The 17,540-nt window shown below is 62.9% G+C and carries 18 protein-coding genes; 13 read left to right on the top strand and 5 right to left on the bottom strand.

What is annotated here, in order from left to right:
* Nucleotides 1-59 precede the first annotated feature (59 nt).
* Genes LZK81_RS21895 through LZK81_RS21880 form a run of 4 tightly spaced genes read left to right on the top strand, consistent with a single transcriptional unit; the run spans nucleotide 60 to nucleotide 3,692 of the window.
* Nucleotides 60-485 (top strand): organic hydroperoxide resistance protein, encoded by a 426-nt coding sequence (locus tag LZK81_RS21895; protein WP_046605100.1) that lies wholly within the window; start codon nucleotides 60-62, stop codon nucleotides 483-485.
* Complete coding sequence (locus tag LZK81_RS21890) at nucleotides 485-1,663, top strand: thiolase family protein (protein WP_233954665.1); 1,179 nt, start codon at nucleotides 485-487, stop codon at nucleotides 1,661-1,663. The genes LZK81_RS21895 and LZK81_RS21890 overlap by 1 nt, the downstream gene beginning before the upstream one ends.
* Nucleotides 1,660-2,904 carry an SDR family NAD(P)-dependent oxidoreductase gene (locus tag LZK81_RS21885; protein ID WP_233954664.1) on the top strand — a complete coding sequence of 415 codons (1,245 nt, stop codon included), beginning with the start codon at nucleotides 1,660-1,662 and terminating at the stop codon, nucleotides 2,902-2,904. Before LZK81_RS21890 ends, LZK81_RS21885 begins: the two co-directional genes overlap by 4 nt.
* Nucleotides 2,901-3,692 carry a cyclase family protein gene (locus tag LZK81_RS21880; RefSeq protein WP_233954662.1) on the top strand — a complete coding sequence of 264 codons (792 nt, stop codon included), beginning with the start codon at nucleotides 2,901-2,903 and terminating at the stop codon, nucleotides 3,690-3,692. The genes LZK81_RS21885 and LZK81_RS21880 overlap by 4 nt, the downstream gene beginning before the upstream one ends.
* On the opposite strand, the gene LZK81_RS21875 is transcribed toward LZK81_RS21880, so the two are convergent.
* Nucleotides 3,671-4,213, bottom strand: a complete 543-nt coding sequence (locus tag LZK81_RS21875) for a winged helix DNA-binding protein (protein ID WP_051903914.1) — start codon at nucleotides 4,211-4,213, stop codon at nucleotides 3,671-3,673. The genes LZK81_RS21880 and LZK81_RS21875 overlap by 22 nt on opposite strands.
* Before the next feature lie 98 nt (nucleotides 4,214-4,311).
* On the opposite strand from LZK81_RS21875, the gene LZK81_RS21870 reads away from it, so the two are divergent.
* Entirely contained in the window at nucleotides 4,312-5,118 is an 807-nt protein-coding gene (locus tag LZK81_RS21870) for an aspartate/glutamate racemase family protein (RefSeq protein ID WP_233954661.1), read from the top strand.
* A 6-nt stretch (nucleotides 5,119-5,124) separates the two neighbouring features.
* On the opposite strand, the gene LZK81_RS21865 is transcribed toward LZK81_RS21870, so the two are convergent.
* Together LZK81_RS21865 and LZK81_RS21860 are read right to left on the bottom strand one after the other, a co-directional pair.
* Entirely contained in the window at nucleotides 5,125-6,051 is a 927-nt protein-coding gene (locus tag LZK81_RS21865) for an NADP-dependent oxidoreductase (protein WP_233954659.1), read from the bottom strand.
* A 28-nt stretch (nucleotides 6,052-6,079) separates the two neighbouring features.
* Nucleotides 6,080-6,835, bottom strand: a complete 756-nt coding sequence (locus LZK81_RS21860) for an HpcH/HpaI aldolase family protein (RefSeq protein WP_233954657.1) — start codon at nucleotides 6,833-6,835, stop codon at nucleotides 6,080-6,082.
* A 195-nt stretch (nucleotides 6,836-7,030) separates the two neighbouring features.
* Between LZK81_RS21860 and LZK81_RS21855 the strand changes: the two genes are divergently transcribed.
* From LZK81_RS21855 to LZK81_RS21845, 3 genes are read left to right on the top strand one after another with little or no spacing between them, the layout of a single operon-like run.
* Nucleotides 7,031-7,738 carry a GntR family transcriptional regulator gene (locus tag LZK81_RS21855; RefSeq protein WP_233954656.1) on the top strand — a complete coding sequence of 236 codons (708 nt, stop codon included), beginning with the start codon at nucleotides 7,031-7,033 and terminating at the stop codon, nucleotides 7,736-7,738.
* The gene (locus LZK81_RS21850) at nucleotides 7,735-8,829 is read left to right on the top strand and encodes an LLM class flavin-dependent oxidoreductase (RefSeq protein ID WP_233954655.1); all 1,095 of its coding nucleotides are present in this window, start codon (nucleotides 7,735-7,737) and stop codon (nucleotides 8,827-8,829) included. Before LZK81_RS21855 ends, LZK81_RS21850 begins: the two co-directional genes overlap by 4 nt.
* On the top strand, nucleotides 8,826-9,335 hold the full coding sequence (locus LZK81_RS21845; RefSeq protein WP_046605108.1) for a flavin reductase: 510 nt from the start codon (nucleotides 8,826-8,828) through the stop codon (nucleotides 9,333-9,335). The genes LZK81_RS21850 and LZK81_RS21845 overlap by 4 nt, the downstream gene beginning before the upstream one ends.
* A 43-nt stretch (nucleotides 9,336-9,378) precedes the next feature.
* Here LZK81_RS21845 and LZK81_RS21840 read toward each other — a convergent pair whose 3' ends face one another.
* Entirely contained in the window at nucleotides 9,379-10,656 is a 1,278-nt protein-coding gene (locus tag LZK81_RS21840) for a cysteine desulfurase-like protein (protein WP_233954654.1), read from the bottom strand.
* 228 nt (nucleotides 10,657-10,884) lie between these two features.
* Here LZK81_RS21840 and LZK81_RS21835 point away from each other — a divergent pair, with 228 nt between their 5' ends.
* Nucleotides 10,885-11,595 carry a GntR family transcriptional regulator gene (locus tag LZK81_RS21835; RefSeq protein WP_233954653.1) on the top strand — a complete coding sequence of 237 codons (711 nt, stop codon included), beginning with the start codon at nucleotides 10,885-10,887 and terminating at the stop codon, nucleotides 11,593-11,595.
* 42 nt (nucleotides 11,596-11,637) lie between these two features.
* On the opposite strand, the gene LZK81_RS21830 is transcribed toward LZK81_RS21835, so the two are convergent.
* Nucleotides 11,638-12,456 carry a sugar phosphate isomerase/epimerase family protein gene (locus LZK81_RS21830; protein WP_233954652.1) on the bottom strand — a complete coding sequence of 273 codons (819 nt, stop codon included), beginning with the start codon at nucleotides 12,454-12,456 and terminating at the stop codon, nucleotides 11,638-11,640.
* 401 nt (nucleotides 12,457-12,857) lie between these two features.
* On the opposite strand from LZK81_RS21830, the gene LZK81_RS21825 reads away from it, so the two are divergent.
* The 4 genes from LZK81_RS21825 to LZK81_RS21810 all read left to right on the top strand — a co-directional run bounded on the left by LZK81_RS21825 (nucleotide 12,858) and on the right by LZK81_RS21810 (nucleotide 17,536).
* Nucleotides 12,858-14,495, top strand: a complete 1,638-nt coding sequence (locus LZK81_RS21825; protein WP_233954651.1) for an ABC transporter substrate-binding protein — start codon at nucleotides 12,858-12,860, stop codon at nucleotides 14,493-14,495.
* Between the two features lie 110 nt (nucleotides 14,496-14,605).
* Nucleotides 14,606-15,619 carry an ABC transporter ATP-binding protein gene (locus LZK81_RS21820; protein WP_046626232.1) on the top strand — a complete coding sequence of 338 codons (1,014 nt, stop codon included), beginning with the start codon at nucleotides 14,606-14,608 and terminating at the stop codon, nucleotides 15,617-15,619.
* Entirely contained in the window at nucleotides 15,616-16,599 is a 984-nt protein-coding gene (locus LZK81_RS21815) for an ABC transporter ATP-binding protein (protein ID WP_046605113.1), read from the top strand. Before LZK81_RS21820 ends, LZK81_RS21815 begins: the two co-directional genes overlap by 4 nt.
* A 10-nt stretch (nucleotides 16,600-16,609) precedes the next feature.
* Entirely contained in the window at nucleotides 16,610-17,536 is a 927-nt protein-coding gene (locus LZK81_RS21810) for an ABC transporter permease (protein WP_046605114.1), read from the top strand.
* Nucleotides 17,537-17,540: the final 4 nt, after the last annotated feature.

The raw sequence follows: 17,540 nt of genomic DNA, 5'->3' as shown, positions 1-17,540 counted from the left end.
TCCTTGTTCGCTTCTGATATACTATAAATCACAGCTTAAATCATGATATGGAGGCATGCATGACCCCGGAAAAGATCCTCTATGAGACGTCCGTTACCGCGCATGGCGGCCGGGAAGGAAAAGCGCAGAGCACGGACGGCAGCTTTGCCGTCAATCTCTCGGTGCCGAAAGGGCTCGGCGGCCCGGGCGGCGAAGGAACCAATCCGGAGCAGCTTTTCGCCGCCGGTTATGCGGCCTGTTTCCTCGGTGCGGTGAAGCTCGTGGCGCGCACCAGCAAGATCGCGCTGCCGGATGACGTTTCGATCACCGCCAAAGTCGGCATCGGCCCCGTGCCGGTCGGTTACGCGCTGGCGGTCGAGCTTGTGGCGTCCTTGCCCGGCATCGAGCGCGCAGTCGCGGAAGAAGTAGTCGCCGGTGCGCATGAGCGCTGCCCCTATTCCAATGCGACGCGCGGCAATGTCGACGTCAAGCTGACGGTCGCCTGATGGTTTTGTCCCGCGCGCGGCAATCTTATGACGGCGTGGTTCTGGCGGTGCCGGTGACGGTGCCCTACCAGCGCTATTCCATCGAGACCGCGCACTGGTGGATGGGCAAGGCGCTCAGGGCATTGGCGGAAGGCGCCGGCATCAGCCATCGGGATTTTGATGGCTTTTCGGTCGCGAGCTTCACGATGGGACCGGATGTCGCGGTCGGTCTGACCCAGCATTTCGGGTTGTCCCCGCGCCATATCGACCACGTGCCGATGGGTGGGGCTGCGGGTATCGTCTCGCTTCGTCGGGCGGCACGGGCGGTGCAGGCGGGCGATGCGGATATCGTCGCCTGCGTGGCGGCCGACACCAACCGGGTCGACAGTTTCCGCAATCTGCTGGCTGGCTTTTCCCGGTTTTCGCAGGATGCCGTCTATCCCTATGGTGCCGGCGGCGCCAACGGCAGTTTTGCCCTGATCGCCCGGCATTACATGGATCGCTATGGCGCGACACGCGAGGATTTCGGCAAGCTCTGCGTCGCGCAGCGCGACAATGCGCTGCGCAATCCCGATGCGCTGATGAAGAAGCCGCTGACGCTGGAGCAATACATGTCGGCGCGGGCGATTGCCGAGCCGTTCCATCTGTTCGATTGCGTCATGCCCTGCGCCGGTGCGGAGGCCTTTCTGGTGATGCGCGAGGAGACGGCCGTTTCGCTCGGGCTTCCCTTTGTCCGGCTACTGTCGGCCATCGAGCGGCACAATGCGTTTGCCGAGGATCCGGTGCAGGTGCGCGGCGGCTGGGTGGTTGATCGCGACGAGCTTTACGGGATGGCGGGTTCGAAGCCGGACGACATGGATTTTGTCCAGACCTACGACGATTATGCGGTGATCTCGATGATGCAGTTCGAGGATCTGGGTTTTTGCGCCAAGGGCGAGGGCCCGGATTTCGTGCGCCATCACACGTTCACGATCGACGGGTCCTTTCCGCACAACACGTCCGGCGGCCAGCTTTCGGTCGGCCAGGCGGGAGCCGCGGGCGGGCATCTTGGGCTTACCGAAGCGATGCGCCAGCTTTTAGGGACGGCAGAAGGCAGGCAGGTCGAGGATGCGAAGCTCGGGCTGGTTTCAGGTTTCGGGATGATCAACTACGACCGGGGGCTCGCTTCTGCAGCCGCCATTCTGGCGAGGGCATCATGACCGGACCCTTCCTCAAGCCGAAGCGAAAGAACCCGCTCGCCCGCACCACTCAACCGCTGCTGCCTCCCTCGGCCCGCAGCCGCAAGGCGCACGGGCTAACGCTCGCTGCCGCGACCGGCCGCTTCGTGCTGCAATGCTGCGGCGAATGCGGCCGCTACACCTATCCGGCACGCGAGGCCTGCCCGAACTGCCTTTCGTCCGACCTGACGTTCAGGGACGCGCCGACCGGTGGTTCGCTGCTGTCGGAAACGCGGATCGAGGTGACCAGCGATCCCTATTTCCGTGAACACATGCCGTGGCGCACCGGGCTGGTTCAGCTCGACTGCGGGCCGATTGTTATCGTGCATCTGCATGGCGGTTGCGGCGGACCCGGTAGCCGGCTCAAGCTGTCCTTGCAGCTGGACCGGGCCGGACAGGCCGTGTTCTTCGCCAAACCCGTTTTGGAGGTGTCGCACATGGAAGACGATCCTCAATGGCGCGAGATGACCGCCGATCCGAGACACCGGCGGGTTCTGATCACCGACGGGCGGAGCCCGCTTGCATTGCCGCTGGCGCAGGCACTGAAGAAAGCGGGAGCGGCCAGGATTTTTGTCGGCGTGACAGATCGCTGGAAACCTTTCGACCAGCAGGCGTCGCTGGAGGCGATCGAAGGTGTCGAATTCGTCGATCTGGATCTGACGAGCGAGCGTTCCGTGCAGGACCTGTCGATGGATATCGGCGCCAAGGTGGAGATCCTGATCAACACGGCCGATCATGTCCGGCCGGCGCATCTCTTCGATGCGGGGGCGGCCAATGCGGTGCGTGAGGCGATGGATCATACCGTGATGGGACTGATGCGCCTTGCCCAGGCTTTTGGACCGGTGATGCGTTCGCGCGGCGCCGATGGCGCGGCTGGAGCCGCTGCCTGGGTCAACGTGCTTTCGGTCCACGGACTCAGCAATGCGCCGCAGTTCGGCGTCCATTCCGCCGCGCATGCGGCGTGCCTGTCGCTGTCGCAATGGCTGCGCACCGAGCTTAGGCCGGGCGGTATCCGGGTCATCAACGCCTTCACCGGGCCGCTCGATACCGAATGGTTCCAGACCGTACCGCCGCCGAAGGTGGCGCCAAAGGCCATGGCGGATGCCGTTCTCGACGGATTGAAGCGCGGTTTGGAAGACATTTATGTCGGCGATGTCGCCAAGGATATCGAGGCGCGGTTGTTCGACAATCCGAAAGCCGTCGAGCGGGAGGCTGGTCAATGAGCGGCGATATTCTGGGAAAATTTGCGGGGGCATTGGCGAGCGGTGCGGTCCGCGTCGTCGACCTCACCCACACCCTGTCGCCCGATTTCCCCGTCATCGTCATGCCGCCGGAACTTGGGCAATCCGCGCCGTTCCGCATGGAGAGAATTTCCCGCTACGATGGCGGCGGGCCAGCCTGGTACTGGAACAACCTCTCCTTCGGCGAGCACACCGGCACGCATTTCGATGCGCCGATCCATTGGTATACGGGCCGCGATCTACCGCTCAATTCCGTCGATACCCTGCCGCCGGCCGACATGATCGCGCCGGCCTGCGTGATCGATTGTTCTGTCGACGCGGCCAAGGACGCGGATTTCCTGCTGACCGTTTCGGACGTCATGAAGTGGGAAGAGCAATATGGTCGCATCCCGGCGCGCTCATGGGCCCTGCTCAGAACCGATTGGTCGAAGAAGTCAGGCGCCGCCTATGCAAACCTGCTCGCCGACGGCGCCCATACTCCGGGGCCGGATGCGGAGGTGATGCGCTGGCTCGTGGCGGAACGGGACATCATCGGCTTCGGCACCGAGACGATCGGCACGGACGCCGGCCAGGCCGGGCATTTCTCGCCGCCCTATCCGGCGCACCATTACCTTCATGGCGCTGGCCGATACGGGCTGCAATGCCTCACCAATCTCGACCAGCTGCCGCCGACCGGTGCGATGGTCGTGGCAGCACCGCTCAAGATCCAGGACGGTTCGGGCAGCCCCTTGCGCGTTCTGGCGCTCGTTCAGGAACGCTCCACCAGATGAGATCCACTCGCCACGCGCCGGGCGGCGGTGTCGTAGAAGCTCGTGAGCAGCTCCAGCATTTCGGTCGCCTCGCCAAGCCCCTGTTCCGCGTGATCCATTTTCTGGATCAGCGACACGAGAAGCTGCCGGCGCAGAGCCCGATAATCCTGGGTAAGCTTGGTGCCCTTGCGGGTCGGCGTGTAGAGCGTGTCCTTGCGCGACCGGCCCTTGACCCGCTCGATGAGCTGCAGCGTCTGCAGCTTCTTGATGGCGTATTGGATGTTGGCGGTGTCGTCGCGGCCGAGCAGACGGGAAATCTCGCCGAGCCCTTTCGGCTTGTTGCGATAACGGATCGTGTGCAGGATGGCGGTGTCGAGGCCGCTCAGGCCCGCGCCGGCAAGCTCGCTTGAACTTTCCGACTGCCACCGCAGGAAGGCGGCGGAAATTCGCCAGAGCGACCATTCGAACTCGGTCAGCGCCGCTTCCGACATCTCGACGGTCGTGTCGCTCAGCGGGTTTTCAGGCGTGGTCGACACAGTCATGCGGCTCTCCGGGGTGTTTCTGTACCCGGAGTAAAGCCTTAAATTGGGGTTTTGACGAGTGCGAATCGCACCCGGAAAATGAACGAAACGAGGGGAACATGCGCATCTTCTGGCAAAGTTTCATCGATGCCACTGCAAGCGCCGCCTATATGACGCGGCTCTCGGACTATCTGAACAGCATTGCCGAGCCGGGCACGACAGTCGACGTCTTCGGCATCAGCCCGCCGGACCGTCATTTCGGGCGGCTGGCGGAGTTCCGTTGCGCGGCGATCGCCATCGACAACGGGCTGGAGGCGGCGAGCCGTGGATATGACGCCGTCGTCATCGGCCATTTCCAGGATCCCGGCCTCTATGAGCTCAAGTCGGCGCTGACCATTCCGGTGATCGGCGCCGGCGAGGTCTGTATGCATTATGCGGCACGGCTGGGCCGGCGCATGGCGCTGGTCACCCTCGATGACGTCTTTCAGACCTGGCATTACGAGCAGGCCGATCTCTACGGCCTCGGCGGCCGGGTGAAGCACGTCGTCGGCATGAATTGCGAACCTTCGGATTTCAGCGCCGCCTTTGCGGGCGACGAAGACGCGCGGCGGCGGATGCTTGCCAATTTCACCGCTTGCGCTGAGCCGTTGGTGCGCGACGGCGCCGACGTCGTGGTGCCGGCAGGCGTTCTGCCGGGACTGCTGGTCGGCGGCGAATACGGGTTCAAGGTCCTGCATGCGCCGGTCGTCAATACGGCGGCGGTGGCACTGAAGAGCGCCGAGATGGACGTGCGGCTGCAGAAGATCAACGGCATAGAGGTCAGTCGCGGGCCGTTCTGCGCGCTCGCCAACGAGCACGCGATCGAGGATTTCCGGACTTTTGTCGCCAAGGGCCGTCAGGCGCCGCTGTTTCCGAGTGGCACCTGAAGAACGTCACATCGTCAGTATCAGGCGTCCGCGCGAAATGGCGCCTTTTTCCATCAGGCGATGGGCTTCGGCCACTTCCGACAGCGGCATGGTGCGGGCAACCTGGGGCTTGAGCAGGCCGGCGCCGGCGAGATCCATCATTGATTGCAGCGCCGACTTGTCGTCGGTGATCATCGCCCGGGTGACCTTGACGCCGAATTCCTCGCCGCGATCCCTGATCGGGTCGGCGACCAGCCAGACCATATGGCCGCCCTTCTTGAGCACCTTGTAGGACTTGTCGTGGACTTCGCCGCCCATCAGTTCGAAGACGATATCCTGATCGGTGAGGCGTTCGGAAAAGTCATCCTCGTCATAGGCGATCACCCGATCGGCGCCGAGACCGAGCACATAGTCGCGATTGGTCGAGCGGCAGGTGGCAGTGACGTGGGCGCCGAGGTGGTGGCAGAGCTGGACCAGCAATCCGCCGACTGCGCCCGAACCGGAATGCACGAGAACCTTGTCGCCTGATTTGACTTCCGCAGTCCGCACTGCGATCCAGGTGCTCAAGCCGGCATTGGTCAGCGCCACCGCATCGACGGTCGAGAGGTTGTCCGGAATTTTGACAGCATGCTTTTCATCGACAGCGATCATTTCCGCATATCCGCCCTGGGCGAAAACGCCGGCCATGACCGCGGCCCGGTCGCCTACCTTGAACTCGGTGACGCCGTCGCCGATGGCGATCACCGTGCCGCCACCGTCGCGGCCGGGCACACTCGGCATCGGTAGGGTGAAGTGACTTTGCAAGTGTCCGGCGCGGAGCTTCCAGTCGAAAGGCGTGACGCTGGCAGCCTCGAGCTTCACCAGGATCTGGCCCGGTCCGGCGACCGGATCGGGCAGGTCGACATAATGCATCGCATCGGCCGGGCCGTGTTCGCTGTACTGGATGGCTTTCACGTCGTCACTCCTGGAAAATTGATGCAGCTTATGCGGAGCGCGCGGTGGCGACCTCGGCAGCGATGCCGGCGCCGAGGAACCTCGTATCGCTTGAGAGCAGATAGAAGCTGATGCCGGCTTCCGACCATTTTCCGACGTCATCGGCGGAGGGGCGGAAGATGCCGACGGCCTTGCCCGCTTTGCGGGCAGCCCTGGTGATCGTCAGAATGGCCGCATCCAGCTTCTCGGCTCCATCCGGCCCCATTGCGCCGATCGAGACCGAGAGGTCGCCGGGGCCGATGAAGACCACGTCGACGCCCTCGACGGCGACAATTTCCTCGACATTGGCGAGCCCTTCGGCGGTCTCGATCTGGATCGCGAGGACGAGGCTTTCATTCGCCGACTTCAGATAGTCGGGAATGCGGTAGCCGTAGCCCGCGGCGCGTCCCGGGCCGACGCCGCGTTCGCCGATCGGCGGATAACGGGTCGCCAGAACGGCAGCCTTGGCCTGGGCGGCGTTCGAGATCCGCGGCACCAGCACGCCGGCAGCTCCGGCGTCGAGCACGGCGGCTATCGATTCCGGGGCGTGGCCGGGAACGCGCACCATGGCGGGCACGCGATGGACATCCGAGGCACGGACGAGGTTTTCGATCAGCTCGCGGCCGATCTGAGCATGTTCGGCGTCGACGCAGATGAAATCGAGACCGGCCGCAGCGGTCACCTCGATTGCGACCGGATGCGGGATCGCCGCGAATGTGCCGATGACGCGCTCATGGCCAATACATTTCCTGCGGAAGTCGCTCATCGGGATACCTTGTGAAGTCTGCTGAAACGGCTTTCAAACCTGCGTCAAATTAAAGTTTAAGCCTAAAATTCCTGGAGCTGCAAGCGAATTAAACAGTATACTGAAAATTACATGAAATAGGGAGTGTATATGCATTATGGAAAAATTTGCTTGATATAAGACAGAATCAGTATACGGTTTTCGCAGGAGATTTCGATGTTGAAGCCGACCGACAATCTGGTGGATGCGATCTATGCCGATCTGCGGCTGAAGCTGCAGCGGAGTGCCGTTTCGCCGACGGATCGCTTGGTGGATACCGAGATCGCCCATGCCCACGGCATTTCCCGCATGCCGGCGCGAGAGGCGCTGCTTCGGCTGGTTTCTGAAGGTTATCTTGTCGGCACGACGCGCGGCTTTGCAGTGCGGGAATTGTCGCTGGACGATATTTCCGGGCTTTTCGAGGTGCGTCGCCAGCTCGAGCCGCGCGCCGCGGCCTGTGCGGCCCGCGACATGACGCCCGAGATCGAGGCGGAGATCACGGCGGCGATGAACCGGGTGGAACTGGCGCTGGGTGCGAGCGATATTCCGGCCCTGCTGGCGGCCAATGTCGATTTCCGCAATGCGTGGCTGAAGGCCGTCAACAATCCGCATATGGCGGCGACGATTTCCCGTTTCATCGATTATTTCCAGTCGGTGCGGCTCGGCACGTTCGCCGATCCGGGTGCCGCCTACCAGTATATCGACGGTCTTTCCCGCATTCACGCAGCCTTCCTCGCGCACGATCCGCTGATGGTCCAGGACCGCATGACGCTTTTCATGTTCGCGGCCGAGGAGGCCTATCTCTCCGTCCGGCGGCGCCAGTTGCAGGAGGCGCAGACCGCGCGTCCCGTCCGCAGAAGAATACAAAAGAGAGGAACAGCATGATCAAGCCGCATCCGCTGAAAGGCCCCAGCAGACTGAAACTCGGCGTCTTTTCGCCGAATGCAGACGGGGGGCTGGCGATTACCGACGTGCCGGAACGCTGGCAGGCGCGTTGGGAGGACAATCTCAACGCCGTGCAGATCGCCGATCGGGGCGGGCTCGATTTCTTCCTGCCGATCGCCCGCTGGAAGGGTTTCGGCGGCAAGAACCGGGTGCGCGAATGGTCGTTCGAGACGTTCACCTGGGCAGCGGGCCTTGCTTCCGTCACCGAGCGGATCGGGCTGTTCATGACCGTGCATGTGCCGCTTGTGCATCCGCTTTACGCGGCAAAGGCGCTGGCGACCGTCGATCACATCAGCAGCGGCCGGGCGGGCCTCAACATCGTCTGCGGCTGGAACCCGAAGGAATTCGGCATGTTCGGCGTGCCGCTGGTCGAGAAGGGCTACGACCAGGCCGACGAATGGCTGGAGATCATGGAGCGGGCCTTTACGTCCGACGCGCCATTCGATTATGACGGCACCTATTACAAGCTCAAGGACGTCGTCAGCCGGCCAGCCAGCCTGCAGTCGCCGCGGCCGGTCACCATGAATGCCGCCTTCGGCGGGCCGGGTCGGGATTTCGCGGCCAAGAACTGCGAGTACCTGTTCACGACGTTCACGGAGATTGCCGAGGCCGGAAAACACGTGGAGGACATCAAAGTCCGCGCGGACAAGCTCGGGCGCGATGTCGGTGCCTATACGGTTTGCCATGTCGTCTGCCGCGAGACCCAGCAGGAGGCCGAGGAATATTACGAGCGTTATGCGGTGACGATGGCAGATCACGCGGCGGTCGATGCGCATATGGCCGGCAAGAAGGAATTCACCCAGTCGCACGACAAAAATGCTTACGATCTTTATCGAAAGCGGTTTGCAGGCGGCGCCGGCGGTTATCCGCTGATCGGCACACCGGAAAAGATAGTCGAAGACATGATTGCGATCTCCGAACAGGGGTATTCCGGTATTGCCATGTCCTTCGTAAACTACACCTATGAGCTGCCTTTCTTCTGTGATCGCGTCATGCCTTTGTTGAGGAAGGCGGGGCTAAGGGTCGAATGACGATAAATATTCAAAGCGACGAAGTGGACGCGACGCGGCTCGCCTTCCGGGAAGGCATGGCGCAACTGGCGGCGGCGGTGAACATCGTCACGACAGACGGGCCGGGCGGGCTTGCGGGCTTCACGGCTTCGGCCGTCTGCAGCGTGACGGACCGGCCGCCGACGCTGCTCGTCTGCCTCAACCGGTCGAGTTCGGTCGCCGGCATGTTCGAGAAAAATCGCGTGCTCTGCGTCAATACGCTGGCCGCAGGCCACGAGCCGATGTCGAGGCTGTTCGGCGGTTCGACGCCGCAGAACGACCGGTTTGCGGTGGGCGATTGGGTGCTCGGCGCGACGGGATCGCCGCGGCTGACGGATGCGATCGTCTCGTTCGATTGCGAAGTGGAAAATGCGGTCGAGAGCGGAACGCATCACGTACTGTTCTGCCGTGTCGTCGGGATTGCCCACGGGCCGGCGGATGAAGAAGCACTCGTTTATTTCCGGCGTCGCTACCATCACCTCAAATGAGATGAAGATCTCCGCGGTAACGAGTCCCGCGGAGGTCTTTGCATTATCTGGCCTTGGCGATGATCTCGCCGAGCACCGTGTCGAAACGGTCGATTTCTTCCACCTTGTTGTAGTGGACCATGGAGACCCGCATGCAGCCGCTTTCTATGGTGAGCCCGAGGCGTTTCATCAGGCGCGGTGCGAACATATGGCCGTCGCGGCTGCCGATATTGTTCTTGCCGAGTTCGACTGAGAGATATTGCGGCGTCAGGCCCGGAATGTTGAAGCAGATGGTCGGAACGCGCTTTTCCACCTGGGCTTCGTCGGAAACGCCGTAGATTGTGGCGCCATGCTTCTTCAAGACCGACAGCATCTTCTTCGACAGCGTCTGCTCGTAGGCGCGGATGGCGCCCATGGCGGCGGCAAGCGCATCGCGGCGCGAATGTTCGCCGTCGGCAAGGAACCTGCGGCCGAGGTCCTCGAGATAGAGCACGGCGGCATTCATGCCGGCGACGTTCTCATACGTGAAGGTGCCGACCTCGATCTTGTAGGGCGGAACGTCCGGAATGAAGTCTTCCTTGAAGGTGGGGAGCTTGACCAGCGCGTCATAGCGCCCCCAGAGGAAGCCCATATGCGGCGAAAAATTCTTGTAGCCGGAGCAGACGAGATAGTCGCAATCCCAGGCCTGCACGTCGATCAGCGCGTGCGGGCCGTAATGCACGCAGTCGAGGAAGACCTCGGCGCCGGCCGCATGCGCCAGCTTGCCGACGGTCGCCACATCGACGATCGTGCCGATCGAATGGGCGGTGACCGTGCAGGCGACGAGACGGGTCTTGTCGTTCAGGAGCGGCTTCAGGTCGTCGGTATGCAGCATGCCGTCTTCGCGCATCCTCCACCAGACGATCTTGGCACCGTCGGCTTCGAGCGCCATCCAGGTGGCGATGTCGGCGTCATGGTCCATGTCGGTGACGATGATCTCGTTGCGCTCCTGCAGCATCTTGGCGATGCCGAGGCTGACGAGGCGGATGAACGAGGTGGCGTTGAGGCCGAAGGAGATTTCCTCCGGACGGTAGGCATTGACCAGCAGGCCCACCGAGACGCGGGCCTCGGCGATCGTGCGGTCAACGCCCTGGCTGTGCAGATAGGGCGCCATGCGCTGCACGTTGCAATCGACGAGATGGGCTGCGACGGCATCAACGACGGCCTGGGGCACCTGAGCGCCGCCGGCATTTTCGAAGAAGATGAAGTCCTTGTATTTCTGGAGGGCCGGAAATTTCAGCCTGAGTTCATCGACCGGAAAGGCCTTGGCGAGGTTGTCGCCTGCCGTGACATGCGTGTTCATGGATTTCTCCCTGGGTGTCGTCGATCGATGAAGAGGGATACCCGTGACACAATAAGCCTCCCCCTATTTATGTTTGCTCACAGCCTAATGAGCATTTGATCAAACTTTCAAATGTTCTATTGTGTCATCGGCATTCGATCAAGGGGAACGCGTCGCGAACAGGAGATGGCCGGACGCCGGGAGACTTGAAGAGCGCGGCCCGTTATGCGAGGCCTGGTTGTGATATGAATGGATCAGAGGACAAGGATGGCGGATAGCGGGCTTTTGAAGGTCACGTCGCGCGTGACTGTTCAGGATACGGTCTACGAACAGTTGCGCCGGGCGCTGATGTGGGGTTCCTTTGCCCCGGCGCAGGCGATCACCATTTCGTCGCTGGCAACCGAGTTCGGCACCAGCCACATGCCGGTGCGCGAGGCGTTGAGACGGCTCGCGGCGGAGAACGGGCTGGAGATCGGCCATAACGGATCGGCGCGGGTGCCGGCGGTTTCCCGTGAGCGGCTCGACGATCTCTGCCAGGCACGCATCGCGCTTGAGGGTCTGGCGACGGAACTCGCCGCCGGGCATATGACCGACGAGGATATCGACCGTTCGGAAGCGCTCGCCCGCGAGCATGACGAGACCGGCAAGGCCGGCGACGTCTACGGCATGCTGCGCAAGAACCAGGAATTCCATTTCGGCATCTACGAGGCATCGCGCTCCGAAGTGCTGCCACAGCATATCGAAATGCTCTGGCTGCGGTTTGGCCCCTATATGCGGATGCTGACCAATTACGTGGAAAAGGAATTCGACAAGGGCGTCGTGTACCCGTTCTCGTCCTATCATTTCAAGATCGTTGCGGCGCTTCGAGAGCGCAATGGCGCGCTCGCGCGGGACATGATGGTAGGGGATATCCTCGCCACCCAGTCGCATCTGCGGGATATGTCCCCGGAACTACGGTAACCCCGGCGCGGTGCGCCGGGGCGTGAGCTTTTAAGGTCCGGCTTACTGGCCGAGGCCGAGCGAAGCGAGATACTCGACCGAAGCCGGGATCTTCGACTTGTCCTTGATCTCGACGATCAGGCGCGGATTGCTGGTGAGATCGGCAAGTGCCTGGAAGACCGACGGCCAGAGGATATTGCCTTCGCCGAGCGCCCAGTGGCGGTCCGCGTAACCGTCGGCATCCTGCAGGTGCACGTGCTGCAGGCGATTGCCGGCCGCCTTCACATAATAATCGACCGGCGGAGCGCCGGTGGAGCCGTGCGCGTAATGGGCATGGCCGGTATCGATCGAAACCGCGACGGCCGGCGAGTTGAAGCTGTCGGCAAGCGCCACGCGGATGTGCTGGTCGATATCCTCGATGTTTTCCAGAACGATCACTGCGCCGATATCCTCGGCCTGCTTGACGGCATCGCGCATCGTCAGATGCACGTGCTCGACGAGGCGCTCGCCCTCGCCCTTGTTGTTGTCGAGGTTGTTGTAGGACCAGGTGGTGTAGGGGCTGTGGGCCACCATCTGGGTTGCGCCGATCGCGGCGCAGACGTCGAGGCCCTGCTTCAGGCGCTTGGCGACGACGGCGCGGATATCCGGATCCTGGGAAGCGATGGTGAAGCCCCAGAACGGGCCGTGGATGCCGAGGCGGCCTTCAAAACCGTCGAGCAGCTTCCTGGCGCGCTCGGCCAGCGGCGCCCAGTCGCCGTTTAGAACGTCACCGGTGGTGAAATCCTGGAGTTCGAGATCGCGCTGTTTTTCGAAAAGCCAGTTGCGGTGAATTTCGAGCTCGCCAAGCGTCATGGCGGCGCCGATCACGGGGAGGGAGGACATGGAAAACTCCATTAAAACAAAGGAAATTTGGGGGAGGAATGCGCCGGAAGAAAATCTACGCGGAGGGTTCCATGCCAGAATTTTGTGTCGCCAATATTACATTTGTAACGCGCGATCATGAAATTTGCATCCGTGTTCAATTTCATCGAATCGCCAAGTTAGCGTCACGGAACTGATACACGGGCTGGCCAAATAGCCCCTGCAAATCAGGGGGTATTCGTGAGCGGCAGCAATACGCTTCTTAACGTTGTCAATCGGGGCGAGCGGCTTTCACGGCTGCAGCCCGAGCGGATGGCGTGCCGTTGGCGGGCCAAGCTCAGCGAACCCCTCAGCCGTCACCGCTCAAGCTCACAGGGGCTGATCGAGCTCGTCCATTAACCCGAAGCCAAAGGACTATTTCCATGGTCAACTTCACCCGCCGCAGCACGCTCGGCCTTGCCGGGGCCGCTGCCGGTTCGCTGATCCTGCCGCGTTTCTCGATCGCCCAGAGCGACAAGCGTCCGTCGATCACCATCGCCGTCCAGAAGATCACCAACAACAATTCGCTGGACGTCTGGCACGAACAGTCGAATGTCGGCGAGCGCGTTTTCTTCCCGAACCTCTGGGAAGGTCTCATCCTGCGCAACTGGATGGGCAACCAGGGTCCGCTTCCGGGTCTCGCAACCGAGTGGAAGCGCATCGACGACAAGACGCTGGAACTGAAGCTGCGCCAGGGCGTCAAGTTCCATAACGGTGACGAGCTGACGGCTGACGACGTCGTGTTCTCGTTCTCCAGGGAACGCGTGTTCGGCAATACGGAGCCGGCCGGCGGCAAGACGATCTTCGAAGCCGAGCACAAGCCGACCACCGTCAAGGAACTGCCGGCTTCCGTTCCCGGCGTTGGCCGCCGTCTGTGGCCGGCTCTTGCCGGCGTCGAGGCCGTCGACAAGTACACCGTCCGTTTCCACAACGCGACACCGGATGTCACGATGGAAGGCCGCCTTTATTCCGGCGGCAGCCAGATCACCAACCGCCGCGCCTGGGACGAAGCCAAGTCCTTTACCGAGTGGTCCCGCAAGCCGGTCACGACCGGCGCCTACATGGTTGCCGAATACAAGCCGGATGTCTCGCTGACGCTCGTCGCCTTCGATCAATACTGGGGTGGCCGTCCGCCGCTCGCCCAGATCCGCTTCGTCGAAGTTCCGGAAGTCGCCTCGCGCGTCAACGGCCTGCTCTCCGGCGAATACGACTTCGCCTGCGACCTGCCGCCGGACCAGATCGCCACGATCAAGGCTGCCAAGGGCTTTGAAGTTCAGAGCTCGACCATCTGGAACCACCGCGTTTCGGTCTTCAACACTCAGAACCAGATCCTTGCCAACCCGCTGATGCGCCGGGCGATGACGCACTCGATCGACCGCAAGGCGATCGTCGATGCGCTCTGGGCCGGCCAGACGGTCACCCCGGCCGGTCTGCAGTTCGAATCCTTCCGGACTTCGGACATGTTCATCGAAGGCTGGGCCGCTCCGGAATTCAATCCGCAGCTCGCCAAGGACCTCATCAAGCAGGCCGGCTACAAGGGTGACCCGATCCCGTATCGCCTACTCAACAACTACTACACGAACCAGACGGCCAACGGCCAGATCATGGTCGAGATGTGGAAGCAGGTCGGCATCAACGTGCAGATCGAAATGAAGGAAAACTGGGGCCAGATCCACGATCCGGCAGGCGTCAAGGGCGTCCGCGACTGGTCGGCTTCCAATACGATCAACGACCCGATCACCCCGCTTGTCGTGCAGTTCGGCCCGAACGGCGAAGTCCAGCAGAAGAAGGACTGGACGAACGCCGAAATGAACAAGCTTGCGCAGGTCATGGAAACCTCCACCGACCGCGCGCTGCGCAAGAAGGCGATCGCCCGCATGCTGGAAATCTGCGAGCGCGAAGACCCCGTCTATCAGGTCCTGCACCAGAACGCCGTGTTCACGGGCATGAAGTCGTCGCTCAAGTGGAAGGCCGCTCCGGCCTTCGCGATGGACTTCCGCTCCTCCAACTGGGCGATCTGACGGGATCGTTCTCCCCTGCTCCGGCGACCATGCGGCCGCCGGAGCATTTGTTTTCAAAAACGGCAATGTCTTCGGTCCGGAAGCGGCGGGAGGCAGGAGTATGGCGGGATATGGATAGGGCATCGTCCAATCTGGTGGAGCTGCGTGACCTGAAGGTCGCCTTCGACGGCGTCCAGGTTCTGCACGGCATCGATCTCAATGTGGGCCGGGGCGAAGCGCTCGGTCTCGTCGGAGAATCGGGGTGTGGAAAGTCGGTGACGTGGCTCGCGGCGCTGGGACTGCTTCCCGGCAAGGCGAGCGTTACCGGTTCCGTGCGGCTTGAGGGGCAGGAACTCGCCGGTGGCCCGCGCGAGGTCTACGAACAGGTGCGCGGCGGCCGGATCGCGATGATCTTCCAGGACCCGTCGAGCTCGCTCAATCCGGTGCTCAGGATCGGCCGCCAGATCGTCGAGGCGCTGTCGCTGCATCGCGGCCTCAGGGGTGACCCGGCTAGAAGGGAGGCGCTGCGGCTATTGGACATGGTCGGCATTCCCGATGCCCGCCGCCGTTTCGATCTTTATCCCCACGAATTTTCGGGCGGCCAGTGTCAGCGTCTGATGATCGCCATGGCGCTTGCCGGCGAACCGGACCTGCTGATCGCCGACGAGCCGACCACGGCGCTCGACGCGACGATCCAGGCGCAGATCCTCGACCTGCTGATCCAGCTCCGGGCCGAGACCGGCATGGCGACGGTGTTCATCAGCCACGATCTCGGCGCCGTTTCTCAGGTCTGCGAACGGGTCTGCGTCATGTATGCCGGCCGGATCGTCGAGGAGGGCAGCGTTGCGCAGCTCTTTTCCGAGCCGCGCCATCCCTATACGCGCGGTCTATTCGACGCGATCCCGCGGATCGACGGTCCCCGCCAGCGGCTGATCCCGATTCCCGGCACGGTTCCGAACCCGAAACATCTCCCCGAAGGCTGTTCCTTCCAGCCGCGCTGTTTTCGCGCGGTCGAAGCCTGTCGCGTCGAGCGCCCTCCGCTCGTCACATCGGCCGATGGCCGGCAGCTCGCCTGCTTCCGGCCGGTGCCGGCAAACGAGCCCGCCGAGCCAAGAACCAGAGTGACCGAGGATATGCTGCTATGACCGCGCTCATCGAAGCGGACAATCTCGTTCGCATCTACCAGATCCGTCGCGGGTTGTTTGCACAGGCGCATCCGGTGCGTGCCGTGGACGGCATCTCGCTGGCGCTGAAGCCCGGCGAGACGCTCGGCGTCGTCGGTGAGTCCGGCTCGGGCAAATCGACCCTCGGCCGGATGCTGCTCGGCATCGACGCCGCACAGGGCGGCGAAGTCAGGTTCGAAGGCAAGCCGATGCCGCAGCTGAAGACGCCGGAATGGCGCGCGCTGCGGGCGAAGATGCAGTTCGTCTACCAGGACCCGCTGGCGGCGCTCGATCGGCGCGTGACGATCGCCAGGCAGATCGGCGAACCGCTGGACATCCACAAGCTCATCCCGAAACAACACCAGCAAGCCCGCGTCGCCGAACTGATGACGGCCGTTGGCCTGCGTCCGGATCAGGCCGGGCGTTATCCGCATGAACTGTCAGGCGGCCAGCGGCAGCGTGCCGTGATCGCCCGCGCGCTTGCCGCACGCCCCAAGCTTCTGGTCTGCGACGAGCCGGTTTCCGCGCTCGACGTCTCCATCCAGGCGCAGGTCGTCAACATGCTGCGGGACCTGCAGGAGCAGAACGGCATCGCCATGGTGTTCATCAGCCACGACCTCAAGGTGGTGCGCAACATCGCCGACCGGGTGGCGGTGATGTATCTCGGCCGGATCGTCGAGGAAGCCTCATCCGACGTGATTTTCCACTCGCCGCAGCATCCCTATACCAAGGCGCTGGTTTCCAGCGTGCCGGTGCCGGGCAAGATCCTCGAAGGACGCGTCATTCTCCAGGGCGAGCCGCCGAACCCGGCCAATCGCCCGTCCGGCTGCGCTTTCCACCCCCGTTGCGCGCTGGCGCAGGACGTCTGCCGCGCTGTCGTTCCGCAGCTTCGCCCGATCGGCAATGGCCGCACGGCCGCCTGTCATGTCGTGGCCGGCGAAGCCGCCGCGATTGCGGCCTGAGGAGCCCCAGATGATCCGCTTCATAGCCGTCCGAATCCTCAGGGCAATGATCACCATCTTTGCCGTCGTCACCTTCGCCTTCGTCGTGCTGCGCATGTCGGGCGACCCGGCGCAGGTCATGCTCGGCCCGGACGTGCCCCAGGAGGCCGTCGATGCGTTCCGTCGCTCCTGGGGGCTCGACCAGCCGCTCTGGATTCAATATCTCGCCTACATCAAATCGATCTTCAGCGGCGATTTCGGCGTGTCGATGCGCGACAAGGCGTCGGCGCTCGATCTGGTTCTGCAGCGCGTGCCTGCGACGCTGCAGCTCACCCTGCCGGCGCTGCTCCTGAAACTGGTATTGGGCATCCCGGCCGGCGTCTATGCGGCGCTGCACCGCCAGAGTTTTGCCGATCGCGGCGTGATCTTGCTCGCGGTCCTCGGCTTCACGATCCCGTCCTTCGTCATGGGTCTCCTGCTGGTGCTGATCTTTGCGGTCACCCTCGGCGTGCTGCCGTCCGGCGGGCAGGACACCTGGGTGCATGGCATCCTGCCGACGGTGACCATGAGCATCGGCGGCATCGGCATCCTCGCCCGCTTTTCGCGTAGCGCGATGATCGAGGTGATGGGCCAGCCCTATATCCGCACCGCCTCCGCCAAGGGCCTGAAATGGCATGACGTCGTCTGGAACCACGCGCTGCCGAACGCGGCCGTGCCGATCGTGACGATCGTCGGCTTCATGGTCGGCTCGCTGATTGCCGGTGCCGTGGTGGTCGAGTCGATCTTCTCCTGGCCGGGCATCGGCCGCCTGCTGATCGTCTCGGTCAGCAACCGCGACCTCGCCGTCGTCCAGTGCATCCTGCTGATCATTGCCGCCGCGATGGTGGTTTCGAACCTCGTCGTCGACCTGCTCTACGGCTGGCTCGACCCCCGCCTTCGCTCCAACGCGGCGCATTGAGGAT

Source organism: Neorhizobium galegae, from assembly GCF_021391675.1.
Lineage (GTDB): Bacteria > Pseudomonadota > Alphaproteobacteria > Rhizobiales > Rhizobiaceae > Neorhizobium > Neorhizobium galegae_B.
The sequence above is the reverse complement of the archived record's forward strand: the minus strand, read 5'-3'. Positions and strand labels throughout refer to the sequence as shown.

What these genes read in the sequence shown, in the direction of transcription:
- LZK81_RS21860 (WP_233954657.1), bottom strand. Translation starts at nt 6,835, where the DNA reads ATGAGCGACTTCCGCAGGAAATGTATTGGCCATGAGCGCGTCATCGGC.
- LZK81_RS21870 (WP_233954661.1), top strand. Translation starts at nt 4,312, where the DNA reads ATGCGCATCTTCTGGCAAAGTTTCATCGATGCCACTGCAAGCGCCGCC.
- LZK81_RS21820 (WP_046626232.1), top strand. Translation starts at nt 14,606, where the DNA reads ATGGATAGGGCATCGTCCAATCTGGTGGAGCTGCGTGACCTGAAGGTC.
- LZK81_RS21835 (WP_233954653.1), top strand. Translation starts at nt 10,885, where the DNA reads ATGGATCAGAGGACAAGGATGGCGGATAGCGGGCTTTTGAAGGTCACG.
- LZK81_RS21890 (WP_233954665.1), top strand. Translation starts at nt 485, where the DNA reads ATGGTTTTGTCCCGCGCGCGGCAATCTTATGACGGCGTGGTTCTGGCG.
- LZK81_RS21810 (WP_046605114.1), top strand. Translation starts at nt 16,610, where the DNA reads ATGATCCGCTTCATAGCCGTCCGAATCCTCAGGGCAATGATCACCATC.
- LZK81_RS21895 (WP_046605100.1), top strand. Translation starts at nt 60, where the DNA reads ATGACCCCGGAAAAGATCCTCTATGAGACGTCCGTTACCGCGCATGGC.
- LZK81_RS21885 (WP_233954664.1), top strand. Translation starts at nt 1,660, where the DNA reads ATGACCGGACCCTTCCTCAAGCCGAAGCGAAAGAACCCGCTCGCCCGC.
- LZK81_RS21825 (WP_233954651.1), top strand. Translation starts at nt 12,858, where the DNA reads ATGGTCAACTTCACCCGCCGCAGCACGCTCGGCCTTGCCGGGGCCGCT.
- LZK81_RS21840 (WP_233954654.1), bottom strand. Translation starts at nt 10,656, where the DNA reads ATGAACACGCATGTCACGGCAGGCGACAACCTCGCCAAGGCCTTTCCG.
- LZK81_RS21855 (WP_233954656.1), top strand. Translation starts at nt 7,031, where the DNA reads ATGTTGAAGCCGACCGACAATCTGGTGGATGCGATCTATGCCGATCTG.
- LZK81_RS21830 (WP_233954652.1), bottom strand. Translation starts at nt 12,456, where the DNA reads ATGTCCTCCCTCCCCGTGATCGGCGCCGCCATGACGCTTGGCGAGCTC.
- LZK81_RS21815 (WP_046605113.1), top strand. Translation starts at nt 15,616, where the DNA reads ATGACCGCGCTCATCGAAGCGGACAATCTCGTTCGCATCTACCAGATC.
- LZK81_RS21875 (WP_051903914.1), bottom strand. Translation starts at nt 4,213, where the DNA reads ATGACTGTGTCGACCACGCCTGAAAACCCGCTGAGCGACACGACCGTC.
- LZK81_RS21880 (WP_233954662.1), top strand. Translation starts at nt 2,901, where the DNA reads ATGAGCGGCGATATTCTGGGAAAATTTGCGGGGGCATTGGCGAGCGGT.
- LZK81_RS21850 (WP_233954655.1), top strand. Translation starts at nt 7,735, where the DNA reads ATGATCAAGCCGCATCCGCTGAAAGGCCCCAGCAGACTGAAACTCGGC.
- LZK81_RS21845 (WP_046605108.1), top strand. Translation starts at nt 8,826, where the DNA reads ATGACGATAAATATTCAAAGCGACGAAGTGGACGCGACGCGGCTCGCC.